21 protein-coding genes and 1 tRNA gene are annotated in these 19942 nt (G+C 71.3%); 9 read left to right on the top strand and 13 right to left on the bottom strand.

What is annotated here, in order from left to right:
• Nucleotides 1–3 precede the first annotated feature (3 nt).
• The 6 genes from ABEA62_RS03910 to ABEA62_RS03885 form a co-directional block, all read right to left on the bottom strand.
• Nucleotides 4–264: a type II toxin-antitoxin system Phd/YefM family antitoxin gene (locus ABEA62_RS03910; RefSeq protein WP_286214658.1), complete on the bottom strand. Its 261-nt coding sequence runs from the start codon at nucleotides 262–264 to the stop codon at nucleotides 4–6.
• Between the two features lie 50 nt (nucleotides 265–314).
• A complete protein-coding gene (gene ygfZ, locus ABEA62_RS03905) occupies nucleotides 315–1466 on the bottom strand; it encodes a CAF17-like 4Fe-4S cluster assembly/insertion protein YgfZ (protein WP_286214660.1) in 1152 nt (383 codons plus the stop codon).
• 25 nt (nucleotides 1467–1491) lie between these two features.
• Nucleotides 1492–2061, bottom strand: a complete 570-nt coding sequence (locus ABEA62_RS03900; RefSeq protein ID WP_345378676.1) for a heme-binding beta-barrel domain-containing protein — start codon at nucleotides 2059–2061, stop codon at nucleotides 1492–1494.
• Nucleotides 2062–2187: 126 nt separating this feature from the next.
• A complete protein-coding gene (locus ABEA62_RS03895) occupies nucleotides 2188–2625 on the bottom strand; it encodes a DUF4395 domain-containing protein (RefSeq protein WP_286214662.1) in 438 nt (145 codons plus the stop codon).
• 26 nt (nucleotides 2626–2651) lie between these two features.
• On the bottom strand, nucleotides 2652–3086 hold the full coding sequence (locus ABEA62_RS03890) for a thioredoxin family protein (RefSeq protein WP_286214664.1): 435 nt from the start codon (nucleotides 3084–3086) through the stop codon (nucleotides 2652–2654).
• A gap of 43 nt (nucleotides 3087–3129) precedes the next feature.
• A complete protein-coding gene (locus ABEA62_RS03885; RefSeq protein ID WP_286214665.1) occupies nucleotides 3130–3864 on the bottom strand; it encodes a hypothetical protein in 735 nt (244 codons plus the stop codon).
• A gap of 57 nt (nucleotides 3865–3921) precedes the next feature.
• Between ABEA62_RS03885 and ABEA62_RS03880 the strand changes: the two genes are divergently transcribed.
• Complete coding sequence (locus ABEA62_RS03880) at nucleotides 3922–4632, top strand: response regulator transcription factor (RefSeq protein ID WP_286214667.1); 711 nt, start codon at nucleotides 3922–3924, stop codon at nucleotides 4630–4632.
• Nucleotides 4633–4671: 39 nt separating this feature from the next.
• Here ABEA62_RS03880 and nth read toward each other — a convergent pair whose 3' ends face one another.
• On the bottom strand, nucleotides 4672–5376 hold the full coding sequence (gene nth / locus ABEA62_RS03875) for an endonuclease III (protein ID WP_345378672.1): 705 nt from the start codon (nucleotides 5374–5376) through the stop codon (nucleotides 4672–4674).
• 92 nt (nucleotides 5377–5468) lie between these two features.
• Here nth and ABEA62_RS03870 point away from each other — a divergent pair, with 92 nt between their 5' ends.
• A complete protein-coding gene (locus tag ABEA62_RS03870) occupies nucleotides 5469–5873 on the top strand; it encodes a hypothetical protein (RefSeq protein WP_345378670.1) in 405 nt (134 codons plus the stop codon).
• Between the two features lies 1 nt (nucleotide 5874).
• The gene (locus ABEA62_RS03865) at nucleotides 5875–6567 is read left to right on the top strand and encodes a Crp/Fnr family transcriptional regulator (protein WP_286214673.1); all 693 of its coding nucleotides are present in this window, start codon (nucleotides 5875–5877) and stop codon (nucleotides 6565–6567) included.
• Between the two features lie 18 nt (nucleotides 6568–6585).
• On the opposite strand, the gene ABEA62_RS03860 is transcribed toward ABEA62_RS03865, so the two are convergent.
• Nucleotides 6586–7059 carry a RidA family protein gene (locus tag ABEA62_RS03860; protein WP_286214674.1) on the bottom strand — a complete coding sequence of 158 codons (474 nt, stop codon included), beginning with the start codon at nucleotides 7057–7059 and terminating at the stop codon, nucleotides 6586–6588.
• 2 nt (nucleotides 7060–7061) lie between these two features.
• Entirely contained in the window at nucleotides 7062–7223 is a 162-nt protein-coding gene (sp36, locus tag ABEA62_RS03855; protein WP_286214676.1) for a Sp36 family protein, read from the bottom strand.
• A 76-nt stretch (nucleotides 7224–7299) separates the two neighbouring features.
• Between sp36 and ABEA62_RS03850 the strand changes: the two genes are divergently transcribed.
• From ABEA62_RS03850 to ABEA62_RS03840, 3 genes are all read left to right on the top strand, one after another.
• Nucleotides 7300–9882, top strand: coding sequence for a penicillin-binding protein (locus ABEA62_RS03850; RefSeq protein WP_345378667.1), 2583 nt, complete (start codon nucleotides 7300–7302; stop codon nucleotides 9880–9882).
• A 2-nt stretch (nucleotides 9883–9884) separates the two neighbouring features.
• Nucleotides 9885–10787 (top strand): metallophosphoesterase, encoded by a 903-nt coding sequence (locus tag ABEA62_RS03845; RefSeq protein WP_286214678.1) that lies wholly within the window; start codon nucleotides 9885–9887, stop codon nucleotides 10785–10787.
• Nucleotides 10788–10872: 85 nt separating this feature from the next.
• Nucleotides 10873–10946 (top strand) — tRNA-Pro (locus ABEA62_RS03840).
• A gap of 78 nt (nucleotides 10947–11024) precedes the next feature.
• On the opposite strand, the gene ABEA62_RS03835 is transcribed toward ABEA62_RS03840, so the two are convergent.
• Nucleotides 11025–12071, bottom strand: a complete 1047-nt coding sequence (locus ABEA62_RS03835) for an aspartate-semialdehyde dehydrogenase (protein WP_286214679.1) — start codon at nucleotides 12069–12071, stop codon at nucleotides 11025–11027.
• Nucleotides 12068–13339 (bottom strand): aspartate kinase, encoded by a 1272-nt coding sequence (locus ABEA62_RS03830; protein WP_345378663.1) that lies wholly within the window; start codon nucleotides 13337–13339, stop codon nucleotides 12068–12070. Before ABEA62_RS03830 ends, ABEA62_RS03835 begins: the two co-directional genes overlap by 4 nt.
• A gap of 97 nt (nucleotides 13340–13436) precedes the next feature.
• Between ABEA62_RS03830 and ABEA62_RS03825 the strand changes: the two genes are divergently transcribed.
• From ABEA62_RS03825 to ABEA62_RS03815, 3 genes are all read left to right on the top strand, one after another.
• Nucleotides 13437–14969 (top strand): carboxylesterase family protein, encoded by a 1533-nt coding sequence (locus ABEA62_RS03825; protein ID WP_286214681.1) that lies wholly within the window; start codon nucleotides 13437–13439, stop codon nucleotides 14967–14969.
• Nucleotides 14970–15080: 111 nt separating this feature from the next.
• Complete coding sequence (locus tag ABEA62_RS03820; protein WP_286214682.1) at nucleotides 15081–16016, top strand: ABC transporter ATP-binding protein; 936 nt, start codon at nucleotides 15081–15083, stop codon at nucleotides 16014–16016.
• The gene (locus ABEA62_RS03815; protein WP_345378661.1) at nucleotides 16013–17254 is read left to right on the top strand and encodes an ABC transporter permease; all 1242 of its coding nucleotides are present in this window, start codon (nucleotides 16013–16015) and stop codon (nucleotides 17252–17254) included. The genes ABEA62_RS03820 and ABEA62_RS03815 overlap by 4 nt, the downstream gene beginning before the upstream one ends.
• Before the next feature lie 30 nt (nucleotides 17255–17284).
• On the opposite strand, the gene recR is transcribed toward ABEA62_RS03815, so the two are convergent.
• The gene (gene recR / locus ABEA62_RS03810; RefSeq protein ID WP_286214685.1) at nucleotides 17285–17881 is read right to left on the bottom strand and encodes a recombination mediator RecR; all 597 of its coding nucleotides are present in this window, start codon (nucleotides 17879–17881) and stop codon (nucleotides 17285–17287) included.
• Nucleotides 17882–17908: 27 nt separating this feature from the next.
• On the bottom strand, nucleotides 17909–19885 hold the full coding sequence (locus ABEA62_RS03805) for a DNA polymerase III subunit gamma and tau (RefSeq protein ID WP_345378660.1): 1977 nt from the start codon (nucleotides 19883–19885) through the stop codon (nucleotides 17909–17911).
• Between the last annotated feature and the right edge of the window lie 57 nt (nucleotides 19886–19942).

Raw genomic sequence — 19942 nt, 5'->3', positions numbered from 1 at the left:
GCCCTACCTACGCAGGCGTCCGAGCAGGCTGGACAGCGCGTCCTTGGCCGCCTCGGCCTGAGGCAGGCGCGGTACCGCGCGGTCGTCCGCGGGAAGGGCCAGCACGCCCTCCTCGGCGAGCCGGGACAGCAGGGACATCGACTCGACGGGGCCGATCTTCGCGACGGGCAGTCCGTCCTCGGTGAGGATGACGTCCTCGCCGTCGCGGGCGGCGGACAGCGCCGCATCCAGGCGGCCCGCCAGTTCGCTCACGGGGATTTCCACAGAGCCACCGTACCCCGGCGGCGGAGCAAACCCGTGGAGCGCGCGAACGGCTACGGCAGGTCGCCGCCGTCGGCGGCGCACCCCTTGCCCATCAGCAGGCCCTTCATCGTGGGGCCCGGCTTGGGCGGCCGGTCGGCCGAGAAGCCGTCCGCGTTCACGATCAGCTCCTGCGCGGCGGCCACGGGCCCGCCCTCGGTGGGCACGGTGAGGATGGTCGACGGGTCGACCGCCCGCTTGAGCACGGCGAGCGCGATCGGGCCCAGTTCGTGGTGGCGCGCCACGGATGTCACGCGGCCCACGATCGGGGCCGGAGCCCCTGCCGTGGCAGTGCCGTGCACGGGTGCCCCGGGCTCGGGAAGCTCGTGGCCAGACCCGTCGAGGTGAAGCATGGTGAGTCGCCGCGGCGGCCGGCCCACGTTGTGGACCTTCGCGACCGTCTCCTGACCTCGATAGCAACCCTTGTGGAGGTGCACGGCGGTCCGCAGCCAGTCGAGCTCGTGCGGCAGGGAGGTCTCGTCGATCTCGCGTCCCGCGCGGGGACGATGCGCGGCGATCCTGATCGCCTCGGTCGCCCAGGTGCCCACGAGCGTCCAGCCGGCGTCGAGTCGCGACTGGATCTCGCGATCGAGAGTGTCGCGCTGGACGAGCACGAGCCGCCATGCGCGGGCCGCTCCGGGGTGGTCGGTCGGGGACGCCGCATAGGTGGTGCCTCCCGCCGTCACGCCCGGCCAGGGATCCACCCACGTGACGGGCTCGCCGTCGGCGGCCGGTCGCGACACCGCCTCGCCGATCGCCGCCCAGTCCGCGGTGACGTCCGCCACCTCGACGCGCAGCATGAAGCGCATGCGGTCGAGGAAGGCGGCGAGCGCGGGCGCGGTCTCGGACAGGAGCCACGCGGTCGAGCCGTCGTCCACGAGCCCCGCGACGTGCTCGATGCGTCCCTGAGGGGACAGGATCATGAGCTCGGACGACTCGCCGGGAGCGAGCGATCCGACGGCCTGCGTGCACAGCGAGTCGAGCCACGTGAGCCGGTCGGGTCCCGTGACCGTCACGACGCCCAGGTGGGACTGGTCGGCGACCGCGCGGCCGGCCTCGAGGGCGCGCTGTTCGGCCGTGGGATCGCCGTAGTGCCACGCGATACCCGCGTCGGCGCCGTCGCCGGGAACCGCGCCGTGGCGCGACAGAAGAGGTGAGGCGGTCATGCCGGGAGAACGCGCGGGCGACCGGTCACGATTCCTGAACCTCGGCATCGTCCCCCGTGCCAGGCGCGTCGACGCGCGACAGGCGAGCGCTTGCGTACGACTGCAGCTCGTGACCGAAGGCCGCGAGGTCCCACGCCCACATGAGTTCGCCGCCCACATTGCCGTACATGCGGGTTGCGCCGCGCACGTCGGGTCCGGACTCGGTGGCCGCCGCGAAGCGGGTCGCGAGGTCGATGCGGCCGTTGCCCACGGCACCGAAGTACGCGGTGAGCAGGCCCGAGGCGTCCGCGAGCACCACCTCGAGCGGGTGCTGGAAGTCCTCGAGCTCGACACCCTCGGGGGCCGACGGCGCGACGCGCCAGAATCCCGACTCGGTGGACCAGACCTGGCCCTCCTCGCCATCGGGACCCATGAGGGTGAGCGTCGAGGTGTAGCTCAGGTAGGGGCCGCCGTCGTGATCGAAGACCACGCGCTGGCGGAAGTCGGCGGTGTCGATCCCGGGATACTCCAGGACGCCGTGGCCCTCCCAGACGCCCACGACCCATGCGAGGGGGTAGACCTCGGGTGCGAGGTCGGTCGGAATGACGAAGGTCACCGCTTGGGCCCCTTGAGCAGGCGGAACGCGACGATGCCCGCGATCCAGGCGGTCGCGCCGAAGGCTGCGACCGCGAGAGCGGTGAAGGTCACCTCGAGTGCAGTCATGATTCGAGTCTATGACGGGTCAGGCGGGCCGGGTCGTGGCGCGCTTGACGAGGAGGTAGATCTCGCAGCCGAGGCACAGGTTGAAGACGCCGTTGAGGAACGAGGCGAACGTCACGAAGGCCGTGAAGACGTAGAACGCGACGTCGAGCCCGGCGAGACCGGAGGCGACGGCGAGGATCGCGAAGCCGAGCCCCATCTGCTGCGCGAAGCGCGGCGGACGGAAGGACTCGGTCTCCGTGGGAGGGGCCAGCCGGGGTCGCACGACGGTGCGGAACACCCAGCCCTGCAGCGTCGCCTGCGGTCCCACGATCGCGCCGGGGAGGAACAGCACCAGCAGCACGGCCATGATCGCGATGCCCGCCGCGTTGGCGCCGGCGAGCAGCGCTGCCACGGAGAACGCGAGCTGGAAGAACGCGCCAAAGCGCGGGCCTCGCGGGTCGATCTGAATGTCCTTCACGGTGGCCTCCTGCGGCGAGTGTAGGGCTAGATGGAGTAGTCGGTGCCGGTGCGGGGGACCGCGGCCAGGGCCTCGCGCGCCTGGGCCTCGCTTGGGGCGCCGGAGATGCGGGACACGACCACCCCGTCGCCATCGAGGATGAGGATCGTGGGCGTGCGCATCACCTCGAACTCGCGCGCGAGGTCGAGCCGCTCGGCGGCGTCGATCTCGACGTGGACCACGCGCGGGTCCTCGCCCGCGATGCGCGACAACAGAGCCGCGGTGGGCGGGCACTTGGCGCACATGGGCGTCGAGAACTGCACGAACGTCGCGTGGAAACCGCGCTGGACGCCCAGCGTCGCCGAGGACAGCGCGCCGGCCCGCTCGACCTCGTGCACCACGCCTTGGCGGCGCTGCCACCAGAGCGCGGCGACGGAGGCGATCGCGAGGACCGCGACCACGATGAGGACTCGGATGAGCATGAGGGACCTTTGTGAGGGGGCGCCGGAGACCGGCGCACCGGGACTAGCCGACGAGCAGGCGGCCACCGATGTACACGAGCGCGCCTGCTGCAAGAACGGGCGCGAGGGCCGATGCCATTCCCGCGAGGGGGTCGCGGACCTTCGGCTCTCGGCGGACGAGCTCCTGGAGAAGCGTCACGATCACGCCGCACAGGAGGCCCACGCCGCCACCCGCATACCAGGGCAGCTCGGGGAAGAGCGCTCCCGCGGCCATGCCGACGCCGGTCGCGAGCGCGAGCGCGATGATGGTGTTGACGTGGCCGTTGCGCGTCGACACCGAGGCGATCGCCGCGACGGCGAGCGAGGCGCCCGCGGCGACCACGAGGTCCTCGGCGCCGTGCGTGCGACTCGCCGCGACCCACGCGGCGCCGGACGCGACGACGATCGCCCCGGCCGAGGTCGCCGCGACCGATGTCACCGCCCTGCCACGCGAGCTGGGAAAGAACACCTCGGAGACCAGCGCGGCGATCGCCATGAGCGCGACGGCGATCACCATGTGGCGCAGGTACGGAGCGGTCCGCCCGAGCACCACCGCGACCAGCGCAAGTGTCCCGCCCGCCATGAGCACCGCGGAGGACGCGCGCCGCCTCGACGCGCGCAGCAGCAGCGGCCAGCCGAGCCCGAGCAGGATGGTCATCGCGAACACGGCGACCGCGAGATACCGCGGTCCCAGGAATCCCGCGACGGCCACGACGGCAGCCGCTGCGGCGCCGATGGTCGCCCGAGTGGTGGGAAGCATGGGCGTTAGTGTCTCAGACGGCGCCCCGCTAGAGTGAAGCCAAAATCGGAGGTGGGAATGGCAGACCTGCTCGTGCTCACGCCGTCAGGCGACGGCGCGACCGAGGTCTTGCCCGCTCTCGCCCTGCTGTCCCATCGCACCCGTGTGGTCGCGCCGGAGCCGTCGGCGATGCTTGACGCCATGGACGCCGATGTCCTGATTGTCGACGCGCGCACCGACCTCGCCGAGGCGCGCAATAACTGCAACCTCATCCAGGTCACCGGGGTCGCGGTGCCGCTCCTGCTGGTGTTGCGCGAGGGCGGCATGTCGATCGTCAACGCGGACTGGGGAGCCTCCGACGTGGTGCTGTCGGACGCCGCGCCCGCCGAGGTCGAGGCGCGCATTCGCCTGTTGATCGGCCGCGCGAACGCCGCAGACCCGCTGGACCGGGTCGCCGAGTTCTCGTCGGGCGAGCTCACCGTGGACGTCGGTGGGTACACGGCCCGTCTCAAGGGCGTCCCGCTCGACCTCACCTACAAGGAGTTCGAGCTCCTCAAGTACCTCATGCAGCACCCGGGGCGCGTCTACACCCGCGACCAGCTGCTGCAGGAGGTGTGGGGCTTCGACTACTACGGCGGCACCCGCACCGTCGACGTTCACGTGCGGCGCCTGCGCGCCAAGCTGGGCGCCGAGCACGAGCAGCTGATCGGCACCGTGCGCAACGTGGGATACCGCTTCGACCCGCCGCAACCCGCGCGCGGCGCGGCGCACGAGGCCGCCGCGCGGTAAGCGCGGGGTCAGCCCGCGGTCAGCCTGTCTGGGCGCCGGTCAGCGCTCCTGGCGCACCTTCGCGCCCGGGGCCGACGGGCACAGCGCGGCGATCTCGCACGACCCGCACTGGGGGGACCGCGCGGTGCAGCGCCGCCGGCCGTGGAAAATCACGCGGTGAGACCAGAGGGTCCACTCGCGTCGCTCGATGAGCGCCATGAGGTCACGCTCGACCACGACGGGATCCTCGTTGACCGTGAGGCCCAGCCGGCGCGCGAGCCGGCCCATGTGGGTGTCCACCGTGATCCCTGGGATCCCGAACGCGTTGCCGAGCACGACGTTGGCGGTCTTGCGGCCCACGCCGCGCAGGGTCACCAGGTCGCTCTGGCGGCCAGGGACGACACCCCCGAAGCGCTCGACGATGTCTCGGCTGAGTCCCAGCAGGGACTCGGCCTTCGAGCGGAAGAAGCCGGTGGGACGGATCAGTTCCTCGAGGGTGTCGCGATCGGCGGAGGCCATGGTCGCGGCATCCGGATAGCGGGCGAACAGCGCGGGCGTCACCTGGTTGACGCGCACGTCCGTGCACTGCGCGCTCAGCACGGTCGCCACGAGCAGCTCGAACGGATTGCGGTAGTCCAGTTCGCAGTGTGCGTCGGGGTACACCTCCGCGAGCGCGCGATTGATGGTGCGCGCCCGGCGCACCAGCGCCACCGGCGGCGCAGTCTGCGCATCGGTGGCGATGGTGAGGGGGGTGCGGCCGGCCATGGCCACACCCTAGCGACCGCTCAAGACGAGCCGCCCTCCCGCCGATACATCGGGGGTAGGCGCGCGCGGCGCCGTGGGTGCGGGAGGTATGGGTGGTCACGACAGTGGCGGCGGACGTCATCGCAGACCTCCGGCAACGACGCCGAGACATGCGGAGGGAACTCGCGCGCGTGCGCTGGTGGCGGCGACTCCTTCATGCCCGCCGCGATCTCGCCGTTGCCTTTCTCGCCCAGCCGGCCCAGGCATCGTCCACCGGCCTCCATCTGTCGTGGGAGGCGCTCGCGGCTGGAGCGCCCACGCCGGCCGAGCTGGGTGCGGCCGCGTGGCCCGACGCCTCCGCCTTCTCCGTGTCGACGATCGAGGAGATCGACGCGCTCGATGCGCGGGTCGAGGCCTACGAGGCTCGTCTGGCGGCGACCCTTGATAATGTGACCGCGCAGATGGTGCGCGCATTGACGCAGGCCCATCGCACCCCATCGGTGACGAAGGAGGGCTGACATGGCCGACGCGGCCCGCGAAGAGCAGCTGCTTCGCTCGTCGCCGCTGTTCGGCGGCATGGATGCCACCAGCGCGCGCTCGCTGATCGCCCAGATGCGCCGTCGCGAGTTGGCCAAGGGCGACACGATTTTCCACGAGGGCGACGACGGCCACGCGCTCTACGTCGTCGTCAAGGGCAAGGTCAAGCTGGCCCGCACCGCGCGGGACGGGCGCGAGAACCTGCTCGCGCTGCTGGGGGTGGGCGACATGGTCGGGGAGCTCTCCGTCTTCGACCCGGGCCCGCGGCTGTCGCGCGCCCACGCCGTCGAGGAGACCGTCGTCTTCGAACTGCCCAAGGCGGTCCTCGACGAGTGGCTCGACGACCACCTCGAGATGTCGCGGCACCTCTTGCGGGCGCTCGCGCAGCGCATCAGGCGTCAGTCGCTCTCCATGGCCGACCTCGTGTTCTCGGACGTCCCTGGCCGCGTCGCGAAGGCGATCCTGGACCTCGGCCACCGCTTCGGCCGCATGGAGCGCGGTCACGTCACGGTGCGCCACGGGCTCACGCAGGAGGAGCTCGCTCAGCTTGTGGGTGCCTCGCGAGAGACGGTCAACAAGGCGCTCGCGGACTTCGCGTCGCGTGGATGGATCGACGTCCACATCGGCGCGGTGGAGGTCTGCGAGCCGGACCGGCTGCGGGCGCGCTCGCGCTAGGCCAGCCTGCCGCGGCGGCTATAGCGGGCGCAGCGCGACCGTGATCTCGACCTCGACCGGCGCGCCGAGCGGCAACGACGCGACGCCCACCGCGGAGCGGGCATGGCGGCCGGCCTCGCCGAAGACCTCGACCATGAGGCTCGACGCGCCGTTGATGACCGCTGGCTGGGCCGTGAATCCCGGGGCCGAGGCGACAAAGCCCGTCACCTTCACCACGGACTCGATCGCGTCGAGCCCACCGGCGGCCTGGGCGGCCGCCGCAAGGGCATTGAGCGCACACTGGCGGGCGCACTCGGTCGCGCGCTCGGGAGTGACGTCGCCGGTCCGCTGGCCCACGAGTCCCACCGCCAGCAGATCGCCCTCGAGGAGCGGCAGCTGACCCGAGGTGTGGATCAGGTCGCCGTGGCGCCGCGCGGGCACGTAGGTCCCGACGGGGGTCGCCACCTCGGGAAGCGACAGGCCCAGCGCGGCGAGCCGCTGCGATGCCGACACGACTACGCCTGCTCGCGCGGGCGCTTGAGGTAGGCGACCAGCCCGCCGGTGGGCCCGGTGACCACCTGAACGAGCTCCCAGCCGTCCTCTCCCCACTGGTCGAGAATCTGCTTGGTAACATGGTCGATCAACGGCACGGTCGCGTACTCCCACGTGGTTCTCATGTTCCGAAGCCTAACGCGCGCGACCGCGCACCTCCCCTCGATACCGGCCCACACGGGGCTGACTTAAGGTTGTTGCATGTCTCGGTCCTCCCGACGTCCCCGCACGAAGGTGACCTTTGTCCAGTTGGTCACGGCACTCGCGCTCTTTGTGGTGCTGTCGATCATGGGCGGCTTCCTGGTCGCGGGGCTCGCCCTGCCTGCGGTGACGGTCGCGGGATCCGCCGCCGAGGGCTCGGCCGAACTCTTCGAGGAGCTGCCGCAGGAGCTGAGCGCGGTGCGCCTGCCGCAGCAGTCAAACATCTACGACCGCACCGGCGAGAACCTGCTCGCGACGTTCTACTCGCAGAACCGTGTCGTGGTGCCGCTCGAGCGGATCTCGCCGTGGCTGCAGAAGGCCGTGGTGTCGATCGAGGACAAGCGCTTCTGGGAGCACCACGGCGTCGACGGCGAGGGCCTGATGCGCGCGGCCTACATCAACCTCACGTCGCCCAACTCGCCCGGCGCCTCGACGCTTACGCAGCAGCTCGTGAAGAACACGCTTCTCCAGCAGGCGATCGCGAACGAGGACGAGGAGGCCGAGGAGTCCGCGACCGAGGTGTCCCTGTCCCGCAAGATCCGCGAATGGCGACTCGCGCTCGCTCTCGAGGAGAACCTCGACCACGAGTACGGGATCGAGTGCGACCCCGAGGACCTGGCCGTCGATTGCGGTAAGGAGCAGGTGATCGAGCAGTACCTCAACATCGCGCAGTTCGGCTCGAACACCTATGGTGCCGAGGCCGCCGCGCAGCTGTACTTCTCGAAGTCCGCCGCCGACCTCACCGCGATCGAGGCGGCGACCATCGCCGGCATCACGCAGAACCCCTCGCGCTGGGACCCCATCCGCTACCCCGAGAACGCGAAGAACCGCCGCGACACCGTGCTGTTCACGATGTACGAGCAGGAGTACATCACCGAGGCCGAGTTCGACGAGTTCACGTCGATCCCGGTCGAGGACACGCTGCGCGTGTCCAGCCCCAAGTTCTCGTGCGTTGCCGCGGCGGATGCCCCGTTCTTCTGCGACTACGTCACCAAGATCATTCGCGATGATGCCGTCTTCAACCAGGAGGGCGCCGAGCTCACCGGGGCGGACCTCCTCTACCGCGGTGGCCTCGACGTCATCACGACGCTCGACCTGTCGAAGCAGCGCGCGGCCAACGCGGCGCTGCGGGACGCGCTGCCCGCGAACGACCCGAGCGGCTGGGCGATGGCCATGGTGTCGCTCGACCCCGAGACCGGCCAGATCCTCGCGATGTCGCAGAGCAAGACGTTCGACCCGTCCGCCGAGGAGGAGGGCTCGACCGCGATCAACTACTCCGTAGACCGCGAGTGGGGCGGATCGCGCGGCTTCTCGCCCGGATCGACCTTCAAGCCCGTCATCCTGGCGGAGTGGCTCAAGAGCGGCCACGCGCTGATGCAGAACGTCGACGGGCGTGAGCAGGAGTACCAGCCCGAGTCGTGGGAGGCCTCGTGCCTCGATGGCCTCGCGACGGGTGACACCTGGAAGCCGGGCAACGTCGAGGGCGCGAGGGCCTACCAGCAGTCTGTGCTTCAGGCGACCGCGAACTCGGTCAACACCGCCTACGTCAACATGACCAACCAGCTCGACCTGTGCGCGATCCGCGACACCGCCGGAGCACTCGGTTTCGAGCGCGCGGATGGCAAGGACTTCGAGATCACCCCGACGATGTCGCTCGGTACCCAAAATGCCTCGCCGCTGTCGATGGCGCAGGTGGCCCAGGTGTTCGCGAATGAGGGCGTCCGCTGCGACCCGCTCGCGATCCTCGCGGTGACGGATGCCGACGGCAACGAGCTCGAGGTGCCGCAGCAGAACTGCGAGCGCGTGATCGAGAAGGAGGTCGCCGACGGCGTCGCGTACGCGATGCAGGAGGTGATGAAGAACGGCTCGGGCCGCGACGTGAACATCGCGGACGGGCGCCCCTCGGCGGGCAAGACCGGAACCGCCCAGCTCAACGCGCACACGTGGTTCATGGGCTTCACGCCCAACCTGGTCGCGACCGTGTGGCTGGGCAACCCCAACGTCGACGAGCCGGGTCGGAACATCCGCCTCAACGGGGTGTTCCACGATGTCCTCTACGGATCCACCATCGCGGCTCCCACGTGGAAGGCGTACATGGACAAGGCCCTCGAGGGCATGCCCGTCGAGAACTTCCCTGCACCCACCGACGAGATCCTCTACGGCAAGCCGATCCCGGTGCCGTCGATCGTCGGACTCACGGAGGACGAGGCACGCGACGTCCTGGCCAAGGCCGGCTTCCGCCTCGCTGCCGAGGGCTCGCGCCGGTACTCGACGCAGACCCCGGGCACGATCATCGGTCAGTCGCCCAGCGCGGGCTACAACTACCTGCCGGGCTCGACCGTCAACTTCACGGTGGCCACCGACACCATGCCCGGTTGGTACACCAACTGGCCCTCGGGATGGGACCCGAACGTCGCACCCGACGACTGGTGGGGGGACACGTGGCCGCCCGCCGAGTTCAAGGACAACCCGCCCGCGGGCTGGCCGAGTGACGAGGATGAGGAGCCGGGTCCAGGGGACAACCCCGGGCCGGGCAACGGCAACGGCAACGGCAACGGTAACAACGACAACGGCAGCGACTGACCATGGCGAAGCGCGCTCTCCTGGGGCTGGCCGCCGCGGCGGGTGCCGGGCTGGTCTGGGGCCTCGCGGAGGCGCACGCCTACACCGTGCGCCGCTACGAGGTGCCTGTCCTGCCCGCCGGCACGCGTCCGGTGCGCATCCTGCAGCTGTCGGACCTGCACATGACGCCGTCGCAGCGCGGCAAGGTCGCCTGGGTCAGGTCGCTCGCGCGCGAGAACGTCGACGCGGTCATCACGACGGGTGACAACCTCGCGCATGTGGATGCCGTCCCGACCGTGCTTGAGGCGCTGGAGCCGCTGCTCGACAAGCCCGGCGCGTTCGTCCTGGGCTCCAACGACTACTTCGGCCCCCACCCCAAGAACCCGTTCACGTACTTCGTCAGCCCCACGCGCGTCAGGCGCTCGCCGACCGTGCTCCCCACGGGCGATCTCATCGCGGGCCTCACGGGGGCCGGATGGGTCGATCTCGACAACGCGCGCGGATCCCTGACGGCAGGTGGCGCGGTGCTCGACCTGGTGGGCCTCGACGACCCTCACATCGGTCGCGACGCCATGCCCGCGCCCGCGGACAGGCCCGCGGACGCGGATGCCCGCATCGGCGTGGTGCACGCTCCCTACCGCCGTGCCCTCGACCTGCTGTCCGCCGACGGCGCGGACCTCATCCTCGCCGGGCACACCCATGGCGGCCAGGTGTGCGTCCCCTTCTACGGCGCGCTGGTCACCAACTGCGACCTGGACACGAGCCGCGCGAGCGGCCTGCACGGCTGGCCGGGAGTGCGTCCCGAGTCGGGCGGCACGGGCACCTATGTGCACGTCTCGGCGGGGCTGGGCACCTCGCCGTATGCGCCGGTGCGATTCGCGTGCCGTCCCGAGGCGAGCATCCTCACGCTCGTCCCGCGCGGCTAAGCGGTCGCCGGGCCGCCGCCGGGCGGCCGTGCGCGCGATTTCATGAAACCGCTCGGCGTCCGATATCCTAAGCAGGCTCAAAAACCGGGGTGTGGCGCAGCTTGGTAGCGCGCGTCGTTCGGGACGACGAGGCCGCAGGTTCAAATCCTGTCACCCCGACGGTTGAGAGAAGGGGCCGGATCCATACGGATCCGGCCCCTTCTGTGTCTCCTGCGAGGGGACGATGCCCCGCGCGGGCTATTCGGTCGTGGCGACCAGGCGCGCGGCAATCAGCTCGGCGATCTGGACCGCGTTGAGGGCCGCGCCCTTGCGCAGGTTGTCTCCTGAGATGAACAGCGCGAGGCCGCGCGTGCCCTCGACGGACTGGTCCTGGCGGATGCGGCCCACGAGCGAGACGTCGCCGCCCGCGGCGGCGAGCGGCGTGGGCACCTCCTCGACGCGCACGCCGGGGGCCGAGCCCAGGATCTCGTACGCGTCCTCGGGGGTGATGCCGCGCTCGAACTCGGCGTTGATCGACAGCGAGTGGCCGGTGAAGACGGGCACGCGCACGCATGTGCCGGAGACCGCCAGCTCGGGCAGGCCCAGGATCTTGCGCGACTCGTGACGGAGCTTCTGCTCCTCGTCGGTCTCGTTCGATCCGTCGTCGACCACGGAGCCGGCGAGCGGCACCACGTTGAACGCGATGGGGGCCACGTACTTGACCGGCGCCGGGAACTCGACGGCCGAGCCGCCGTGCGCGAGCGCGTCCGCGCCCTCGACCACGGCGAGCGCCTGCGAGTGGAGTTCCTGGACGCCCGCCAGTCCCGAGCCGGACACGGCCTGGTACGAGCTCACGATGAGGCGCTCGAGTCCCGCGGCCTCGTGGAGCGGCTTGAGCACGGGCATCGCGGCCATCGTGGTGCAGTTGGGGTTCGCCACGATCCCCTTGGGGATCGAGTCGAGAGCGTCGGGGTTGACCTCGGAGACGACGAGCGGCACCTCGGGGTCCTTGCGCCACGCGGACGAGTTGTCGATCACGATCGCCCCGGCCGCGGCGAACCGTGGCGCGTACTCCTTGGATGCGGCGCCGCCCGCGGAGAACAGCGCGATGTCGATGCCGGCGAAGTCGCCCGCCGCGACATCCTCGACGAGGATGTCGCGCCCCAGGTGCGTCAGCGTCGTGCCCGCCGAGCGCGACGACGCGAACAGGCGAACGTCGGCATCGGCAAAGCGCTCCGCGACGAGTTCGCGCATGACCGCGCCCACCTGTCCGGTGGCTCCCACGACTGCAATGGTCAGGCTCATCGTCCGGTCCCTCCGTAGACCACGGCCTCGCCCTCGGTCGAGTCGAGGTCGAACGCGGTGTGCACCGCCTTCACCGCCTTCTCGAGGTCGACGTCGCGGGTGACCACCGAGATGCGGATGTCGGAGGTCGAGATCATCTCGATGTTGACTCCCGCATCCCGCAACGCGGCGAAGAACTTGGCGGACACGCCCGAGTTCGAGCGCATCCCGGCGCCGACCAGCGACACCTTGCCGATCGAGTCGTCGGTCGCGAGGCCCGTGTAGCCGATCGCGACGTCGTCGGCCTCGATCGCCGCGATCGCGGCGGGCACCGAGGCAGAGGGCAGCGTGAAGGAGATGTCCGTCACGCCCGTGTTGGTCGCCGACACGTTCTGCACGATCATGTCGATGTTGACGTCGGCACGCGCGACCGCCTCGAACAGGCGGGCCGCGGATCCGGGCACGTCGGGGACGCCCGTGACGGTGATCTTCGCCTCGGACCTATCGTGCGCGACTCCCGCGATGATCGGGTCTTCCATCTCGTCTCCTTCTTCAGTCTCCCCCACGACCCACGTTCCCTCCAGGCCGGAGAAGGAGGAACGCACGTGGATGGGTACGGTGAACCGGCGCGCGTACTCGACGCAGCGCGGCATGAGCACCTTCGCGCCCGAGGCCGCCAGGTCGAGCATCTCCTCATACGTGATGCGGTCGAGCTTGCGGGCGGTGGGGACGATGCGCGGGTCGGCGGTGAAGACCCCGTCCACGTCCGTGTAGATCTCGCACACGTCGGCGCCGAGCGCGGCCGCGAGGGCGACCGCGGTCGTGTCCGAGCCGCCGCGCCCGAGCGTGGTGACGTCCTGCGTCTCCTGGTTGAGGCCCTGGAAGCCGGCGACGATCGCGACCTTGCCCTGAGACAGCGCGCGCTGCAGGCGGCCGGGAGCGACGTCGATGATGCGCGCGCGGCCATGGTGCTCGGTGGTGATGACGCCCGCCTGGGGGCCCGTGAAGGCCTGCGCGGGGACGCCCTCGGCGCCGATCGCCATCGCGAGCAGCGCCATGGAGATGCGTTCGCCCGCGGTCAGCAGGATGTCCATCTCGCGAGCGTCGGGGGAGTCCGTCACCTGGTTCGCGAGGTCGATCAACTCGTCCGTCGTGTCGCCCATCGCGGACACCGTGACGACCACGTCGTGTCCCGCGCGCACCGTGTCCGCCACGCGCCGAGCGACGCGCCGCAGCGCCTCGGCATCGGCGACGGACGATCCGCCGTACTTCTGCACCACAAGCGACATGCAAGGCTCCAGGAGGAAATGGGGGGTCCGTGACCGCATGGCGGACACGGTGTCTCATTCTAGGGGCACGCGCGCGTGGAGCACCTACGGTGGTCCCGTGAGCATCGTCGCATCCCTTCCGTCGTCTCCCGTGGTCACCACCGCCTCCGGCGCCGTGCGCGGCGCGTGGCGCGAGCATCGTTCCGCCGACGGCTCGGTGAGCCGCGCCGCGATCTTCCTTGGCGTCCCCTACGCCGAGCCGCCCGTGGGCGAGCGCCGCTTCCTTGCCCCCGTGCCGCGGACTCCCTGGGAGGGCGTGCGGCCGGCGCTCCTCCACGGCGCGACCCCGCAACGGTGGTCGCCGTGGGACGACCCGTTCGTGCCCGAGCCCTCGATCCCAGGCACGGACCTGCTCACCCTCGATGTGGGCACCCCCGACCCGAGCCCCGACGCGGGCCTGCCCGTCCTGGTCTACATCCACGGCGGCGGCTTCGTGGGCGGCTCTCACGCGAGCCCCTGGTACGGAGGGCAGGCGTTCCACCGCGACGGAGTCGTGACGGTCGCACCGGCCTACCGCTTGGGCTTCGACGGCTTCGGGTGGATCGAGGATGCGCCGCCCAACCGTGGCGTGCTCGACTGGCTCGCCGCGCTCGCGTGGGTGCAGGAGAACATCCGCGCGTTCGGCGGCGACCCCGCGCGCGTCACGATCGCAGGCCAGTCCGCCGGCGGCTCGGCGGTGATGCGGCTGCTGACCATGCCCGCGGCGCAGGGCCTCTTCCGGGCGGTGATGGCGCTGTCGCCCGCGGACATCCCCGTGCGCAGGGACGATGCCGTGGTCGCCGCCGCGCGGGTCGCCGCTGCCCTGGGGCTGGCGACGACGGCTGCGCCCCGCAGGGCCGACCTCGCGAACGTGCCCGAGGGGCGGATCCTCGCCGCGCAGGACGCCGCGACGGCGCTCGACCCCGGCGACCCGCTCGCGGGGGCGATGGGCGGGGCGGGCCTGCCGCTGTCGCCCGTGATCGACGGCGAGCTGGTGCCCACCACCATCGCCGACGCGATCCGTGCCGGAGTGGGAGACGGCGTGGCGCTGCTCATCGGGTCCACCGCTCACGAGTTCAACGGGGCACTGGGCCACGTGACGGGGCTCGAGGGGGCGGACGCGACAGGCCTGCTCGCGAAGGGCGGCGTGCCAGAGGCCGAGCGCGCCGCGCTGATCGAGCGCGCCCCCGAGCCGACCCCGGCGTCCGCGGCGGGTCAGGCCCTTACCGACGGCCTCTTCCGCCGCCACGTCGCCAGGTGGGCGGGGCAGCGCGCCGCGACCGCGGCATCGTCGCGCACCTGGGCCTACGACTTCCGGTGGGTGAGCCCCGTGAACGGCTTGTCCTCTCACTGCCTCGACCTCCCGTTCGGCTTCGACGTGCTGCGCGAGCCGACCGCGGTGCGTCGCACGGGACCCGACGCGCCGCAGCAGCTCGCGGACGCCGTCCACGGCGACTGGCTGTCCATGGTGGTCGACGGCCGGGTCGACGCGCCGGTGCATGCGGACGGTCGCGCGACCGTCGTCTACGGGCTTCCGCTGCGCGACGTGCGCGTGGGCTACGAGCCGGAGAGCCGCCTGGCGAGCGCGCTCGAGCCCCCACAAATGGGGTAATCACCTGGGGCACTATCAGGGGTGTCCCTGATGGCAGCGCGCGACACAGTGTGTCAGGGTGGGGTGTCGGCTGCGGGCGATCTCCCGCGCCGCGCGAATCTAGGGGGCTCCATGACGGTGATGTCATCCGCCGTGTCCACCGCGGCGGTCAGCGCCAGCGGGGTGGCACGCGCGTTCGGCTCGGTGCAGGCCGTGACCAACGCGACGCTTGAGGTGCAGCCGGGCAACGTGACGGCGTTGATCGGACCGAACGGCTGCGGCAAGACCACGCTGATGCTCATGCTCGCGGGGTTGCTGCGCCAGGACGCAGGCGAGATCCGCGTCGCGGGCGCGGACCCTCGACACGACTCCGCGGCGGTGCGCGCGTCGATCGGCTGGATGCCGGATCAGCTGGGCTCGTGGGACAACCTCACGTGCCTGCAGACCCTCACGCTCATGGGGCGCGGATATCGGATCTCCAAGGACGAGGCGCGCGCGCGAGGCGCCGCGCTGCTCGAGACGGTGCACCTGGGCGAGTTCGCCGACCGGCCCGCGCGCGTGCTGTCGCGCGGACAGAAGCAGCGGCTGTCGCTGGCACGGGCGCTCATGAACGACCCTCAAGTGCTGTTGCTCGACGAGCCGGCCAACGGCCTGGACCCGCGCTCGCGCATCGAACTGCGCACACTGGTGCGCGATCTCGCGGCGCAGGGCCGCGCGGTGCTGGTCTCGAGCCACGTGCTCGCGGAACTCGACGAGATGGTCGACGACGCGATCTTCATGTCCAAGGGACGCACCCTGGGCGACGAGGCCGCCGCACACGTCGCGGACGCGAAGACCAGGTACCGGGTCGCGACTCTCGACGACTCCCTGCTGCGCGCCGCGCTCGCGGACTCGCGGGTGCCGTACGACGACGAGCCGACGGGAATCGTGATCCGCGTGGGCAGCGACCAGGAGGCGGCGCAGGCGCTCGCGTGGCTCATGTCCAAGGGCGTGCCCGTCCACCGCTTCGGCCCCGCCGGCAGCGCGCTCGAACAGACGTATATGGCGATGGAGGAGGAGCGGCGATGACTCTCGTGGACCAGCACCCGGCATCTGCGGGCGTCCCGGCGCCCGCATCGTCCCCCCGCACCCCCGCCGGAGGCAACCCCTGGCTGCCGACTCCGCGCGGCGTGTGGCTCGTCACCGGAATCGAGCTGCGACGCCGCCGCCCCACCGTCAAGGGGTGGATCTTCTACGGACTCGTGCTCGCCGTGATCCTCGGTCTCGGGATCCTCGTCGCCGTGTCCTCGTCCGACGAGAAGACCTCGGGACCGCTCGAGATGGTGCTCGTGCTGGTGCTCGGAGCCGGCATGCTCATCGCGCCGTCCCTCGCCGCGACGTCGATCAACGGTGACTCCGCGGAGGGGGTGCTCGCCCCGCTGCAGATGACGCGGCTCACCGCAGGAGACCTGGCGATCGGCAAGCTGCTCGCCTCGTGGTTCATCGCCTTCGCGGTGCTGGTGACCACCACGCCCCTCCTCGTGTACGCGTTCTCGCGCTCGGGCTGGCACTGGGACGAGCTCGCGATCGTGCTGGGCGCGATTCTGCTGGTCGTACTCACGTCCACCGCGATCGGCCTCGCGTGGTCCTCTCTCGCCGCGCGTGCCGTGGCGTCCGTGTCGCTCGCGCACCTCACCACCGGGTTCCTGCTGCTCGGCACGCTGCTGGCGTTCGTGTTCGTGCAGCCACTGGTGTCCGAGACGGTGACCGACGTCAACCGCTACGTCGACTACGGGGCGATGACTCCCGAGCAGCAGCGTGCATACGAGGATGCCCAGATGACGGGCGACTTCTCCGAGCTCGATGTCGCCTCGCTGCCCTGCATGGAGTACAGCTCGCAGTACGGGGTGGCTCACACCGACCGCATCGCGTGGATGATCCTCGCCAACCCCGTGGTGATGATCGGGGAGGTGTCGCCGATCATCAACGCCGAGACCTACGAGAAGGACGGTCGCGCCGCCCCCGGCGTGTTCGCGATCATGCATGCCACCGTGTCCGGGTGGCGCATGGGGCCGTCCGAGGAGGACCTTGCCGGGCGCACCTACGACGAGTGCGCCAACCTCGCCGCGATGGCCGCGGGCGAGGAGCCGCCCATGATGGACGAGGGCGACTGGGAGGCGGAGCAGGAGGCGATGTCGGTCTACGCGCCGGCGCCGTGGGTGGGCCTGGGTCTCCAGATCGCGCTGCTGCTCGGCTCGGTGTGGATCGTCATCTCTCGCCTGCGGGTGCCCTACAAGAAGCTCCGCCAGGGCACGCGCGTGGCCTGACCTCGCGGCGCTCGGCGGAGTGAGCGCGACTCAACTGACGGTGCGGCGGCCCTCGAACGCGCGACCCAGCGTGACCTCGTCGGCATACTCGAGGTCGCCGCCCACCGGCAGTCCCGAGGCGAGGCGCGACACCGTCACGCCGAGCGGCACGAGCATGCGGGTGAGGTACGTCGCGGTGGCCTCGCCCTCGATGTTGGGGTCGGTCGCGATGATGACCTCCTCGACCTTGCCGTCGCCGAGGCGCGTGAGCAGTTCGCGGATGCGCAGGTCGTCGGGCCCCACGCCGTTCATCGGGTCGATCGCGCCGCCCAGCACGTGATAGCGGCCGCGGAACTCGCGCGTGCGCTCGATGACCACCACGTCCTTGGGCTCCTCGACCACACACAGCAGGTCCTCGGCGCGGCGCGGGTCGGCGCAGATCCGGCACTGCTCGGACTCCGCGACGTTGCCGCATGTCGCGCAGAAGCGCACCTTCTCCTTGACCGTGATGATCGCGTCGGCGAGCCGACGCACATCCGTGGGGTCTGTGCTCAGCAGATGGAACGCGATGCGCTGCGCGCTCTTGGGCCCGATGCCAGGGAGGTGGCCGAGCTCGTCGATAAGGTCCTGCACCGCGCCGTCGTACATGGGGTCAAGAGTAGGCGCACGGGGTGACTAGTCCTCGACGATCGTTCCGCCGAGCATCTTCGCCACGACCTCCGCACCCGAGAGCTGCGAGTCCTCGGCGCGGGCATCGTCCGCGGAGATCTCCTCCTCGTCGAAGGGGGGCTCCACATCGGGTGGTAGGTCCGGCGGCACGTCCCACGGCGGAGGGGCCGATGCCGTGGCTCGCGGTGTCGCGCCCGTGGCAGGGGAGGCGGGGCTCGTGGGGGAGGACGGCCGGGCCGTGGGCGTCGCGGCAGCCGGGGGTGCGGCGGCTGCCGCGGAGGGTGACGCCGCGCGCGCCGGTGACGCCTGGGTGGCGGCGACGGGTCCCGCGAAGGCCGTGATGCGCAGCTGCATGCCGAGCGTCTCGCGGATCGCGAGCTGGAGGTTTTCGGCGTGCTTGCCGCCGTCGAGCATCGACACCAGGTTGGGGTTGGCGACCGCGAGCGACAGCGCGCCGTCCTCGACCGAGGACACCTGGGCGTTCTGGCTCACGAGCGTCCACGTGACGCGCCACCGCTCGAGCGTCCCGAGCACCTCGGGCCATCGCCTGCGGACGAGCTCGGTGTCGGCGGCGCCTCCCGCTGGTCCGGTTGACGGTGTCGTCGCGGGAGTCGTCGCGGGAGCCGATGCGCCGGCCGTCGTGGGCGCGGGGGCCGCCGGGGCGGGGGACCAGTCGTCGTCGGATGCGGTCTCGGGTGCCGCGGCGGGGGCGGGCGCGGGCTTGGGTGCCGGCGCGGGTGCGGCTGAGGGAGCGGGGGTCGGATTCGCGGCAGGGGCGGGCGCCGGAGCGGCCGCGGGAGCAGGGGCAGGCGTCGCCACCGCGGGCTCACTGGCGCGCGCGGCGGGTGCGGTGGGTGCGGCGGGCGCGGTGGCGACCGTTCCCGGATCCGACGCGAGCAGCCGCGCACACAGCAGTTCGAGGTGAAGGCGCGGAGATGTTGCCCCGACCATGCGGGTGAGGGCGTCGTTGATGAGGTCGGCCGCCACGGAGCCGCGCGCGAGTCCCAGCCGTCGCGCCTGGTCACGCATGCGCTCGAGCTGGTCCTCGGGCATCTCGCCGAGGGCACGGACGCCGCCCTCGCCCGCGGCGGTGAGCACCAGGAGGTCGCGCATGCGCTCGAGCAGGTCCTCGACGAACCTGCGGGGCTCGTGGCCAGTGGACATCACGCGCTGCACGACGTCGAACAGCGAGGCGCCGTCGGCCGCGGCGATCGCGTCGATCGCGTCGTCGAGCAGCGTCGCGTCCGTGAAGCCCAGCAGGGCGATCGCGCGCTCGTAGCTCACGCCGGCGGCGTCCGACCCCGCCATCAGCTGGTCGAGCACGGACAGCGTGTCGCGCACCGATCCCCCACCCGCGCGCACCACGAGCGGCAACACGCCCGAGGCGACCGTCACGCCCTCCGCCTCGCACAGCGACTGGAGGTAGCCGGTGAGCACGGGCGGCGGCACCAGCCGGAACGGGTAGTGATGCGTGCGGGACCTGATGGTGCCGATCACCTTCTCCGGCTCCGTGGTCGCGAAGATGAAGCGCACGTGTGGCGGCGGCTCCTCCACGAGCTTGAGGAGCGCGTTGAAGCCCTGGGTGGTGACCATGTGGGCCTCGTCCAGGATGAAGATCTTGTAGCGGTCGCGCGCGGGCGCGAACGCCGCGCGCTCGCGCAACTCCCTCGCGTCGTCGACGCCGTTGTGCGATGCCGCGTCGATCTCGACCACATCGACGGAACCGGCGCCGCCGCGCGCGAGCTCGACGCACGAGTCGCATTCGCCGCACGGCGAGTCCGTGGGGCCCTGGGCGCAGTTGAGGCAGCGGGCGAGAATGCGGGCCGACGTGGTCTTTCCGCATCCGCGCGGCCCGGAGAACAGGTACGCGTGATTGACGCGGTCGGCCCTCAACGCCTGCATGAGCGGGGTGGTCACGTGCTCCTGGCCCACGACGTCCGCAAAGGTGTCGGGACGGTAGCGGCGGTACAGGGCGGTGGTCACGGATACGACTCTAGTGCGGGGGTGAGACGGCCCGCGCGGGCCATCCACAGCATCGTC

The sequence above is a fragment of the Demequina sediminis genome (genome assembly GCF_039545075.1).
Lineage (GTDB): Bacteria > Actinomycetota > Actinomycetes > Actinomycetales > Demequinaceae > Demequina > Demequina sediminis.
Note: the sequence above shows the minus strand (reverse complement) of the source record. Positions and strands in the feature narration are given on the sequence as shown.

Coding starts and splice junctions, on each gene's coding strand:
- ABEA62_RS03830 (WP_345378663.1), bottom strand. CDS start 13,339: ATGTCGCTTGTGGTGCAGAAGTACGGCGGATCGTCCGTCGCCGATGCC.
- ygfZ (WP_286214660.1), bottom strand. CDS start 1,466: ATGACCGCCTCACCTCTTCTGTCGCGCCACGGCGCGGTTCCCGGCGAC.
- ABEA62_RS03815 (WP_345378661.1), top strand. CDS start 16,013: ATGACTCTCGTGGACCAGCACCCGGCATCTGCGGGCGTCCCGGCGCCC.
- recR (WP_286214685.1), bottom strand. CDS start 17,881: ATGTACGACGGCGCGGTGCAGGACCTTATCGACGAGCTCGGCCACCTC.
- ABEA62_RS03835 (WP_286214679.1), bottom strand. CDS start 12,071: ATGAGCCTGACCATTGCAGTCGTGGGAGCCACCGGACAGGTGGGCGCG.
- nth (WP_345378672.1), bottom strand. CDS start 5,376: ATGGCCGGCCGCACCCCCCTCACCATCGCCACCGATGCGCAGACTGCG.
- ABEA62_RS03820 (WP_286214682.1), top strand. CDS start 15,081: ATGACGGTGATGTCATCCGCCGTGTCCACCGCGGCGGTCAGCGCCAGC.
- ABEA62_RS03865 (WP_286214673.1), top strand. CDS start 5,875: ATGGCCGACGCGGCCCGCGAAGAGCAGCTGCTTCGCTCGTCGCCGCTG.
- ABEA62_RS03885 (WP_286214665.1), bottom strand. CDS start 3,864: ATGCTTCCCACCACTCGGGCGACCATCGGCGCCGCAGCGGCTGCCGTC.
- sp36 (WP_286214676.1), bottom strand. CDS start 7,223: ATGAGAACCACGTGGGAGTACGCGACCGTGCCGTTGATCGACCATGTT.
- ABEA62_RS03890 (WP_286214664.1), bottom strand. CDS start 3,086: ATGCTCATCCGAGTCCTCATCGTGGTCGCGGTCCTCGCGATCGCCTCC.
- ABEA62_RS03850 (WP_345378667.1), top strand. CDS start 7,300: ATGTCTCGGTCCTCCCGACGTCCCCGCACGAAGGTGACCTTTGTCCAG.
- ABEA62_RS03845 (WP_286214678.1), top strand. CDS start 9,885: ATGGCGAAGCGCGCTCTCCTGGGGCTGGCCGCCGCGGCGGGTGCCGGG.
- ABEA62_RS03880 (WP_286214667.1), top strand. CDS start 3,922: ATGGCAGACCTGCTCGTGCTCACGCCGTCAGGCGACGGCGCGACCGAG.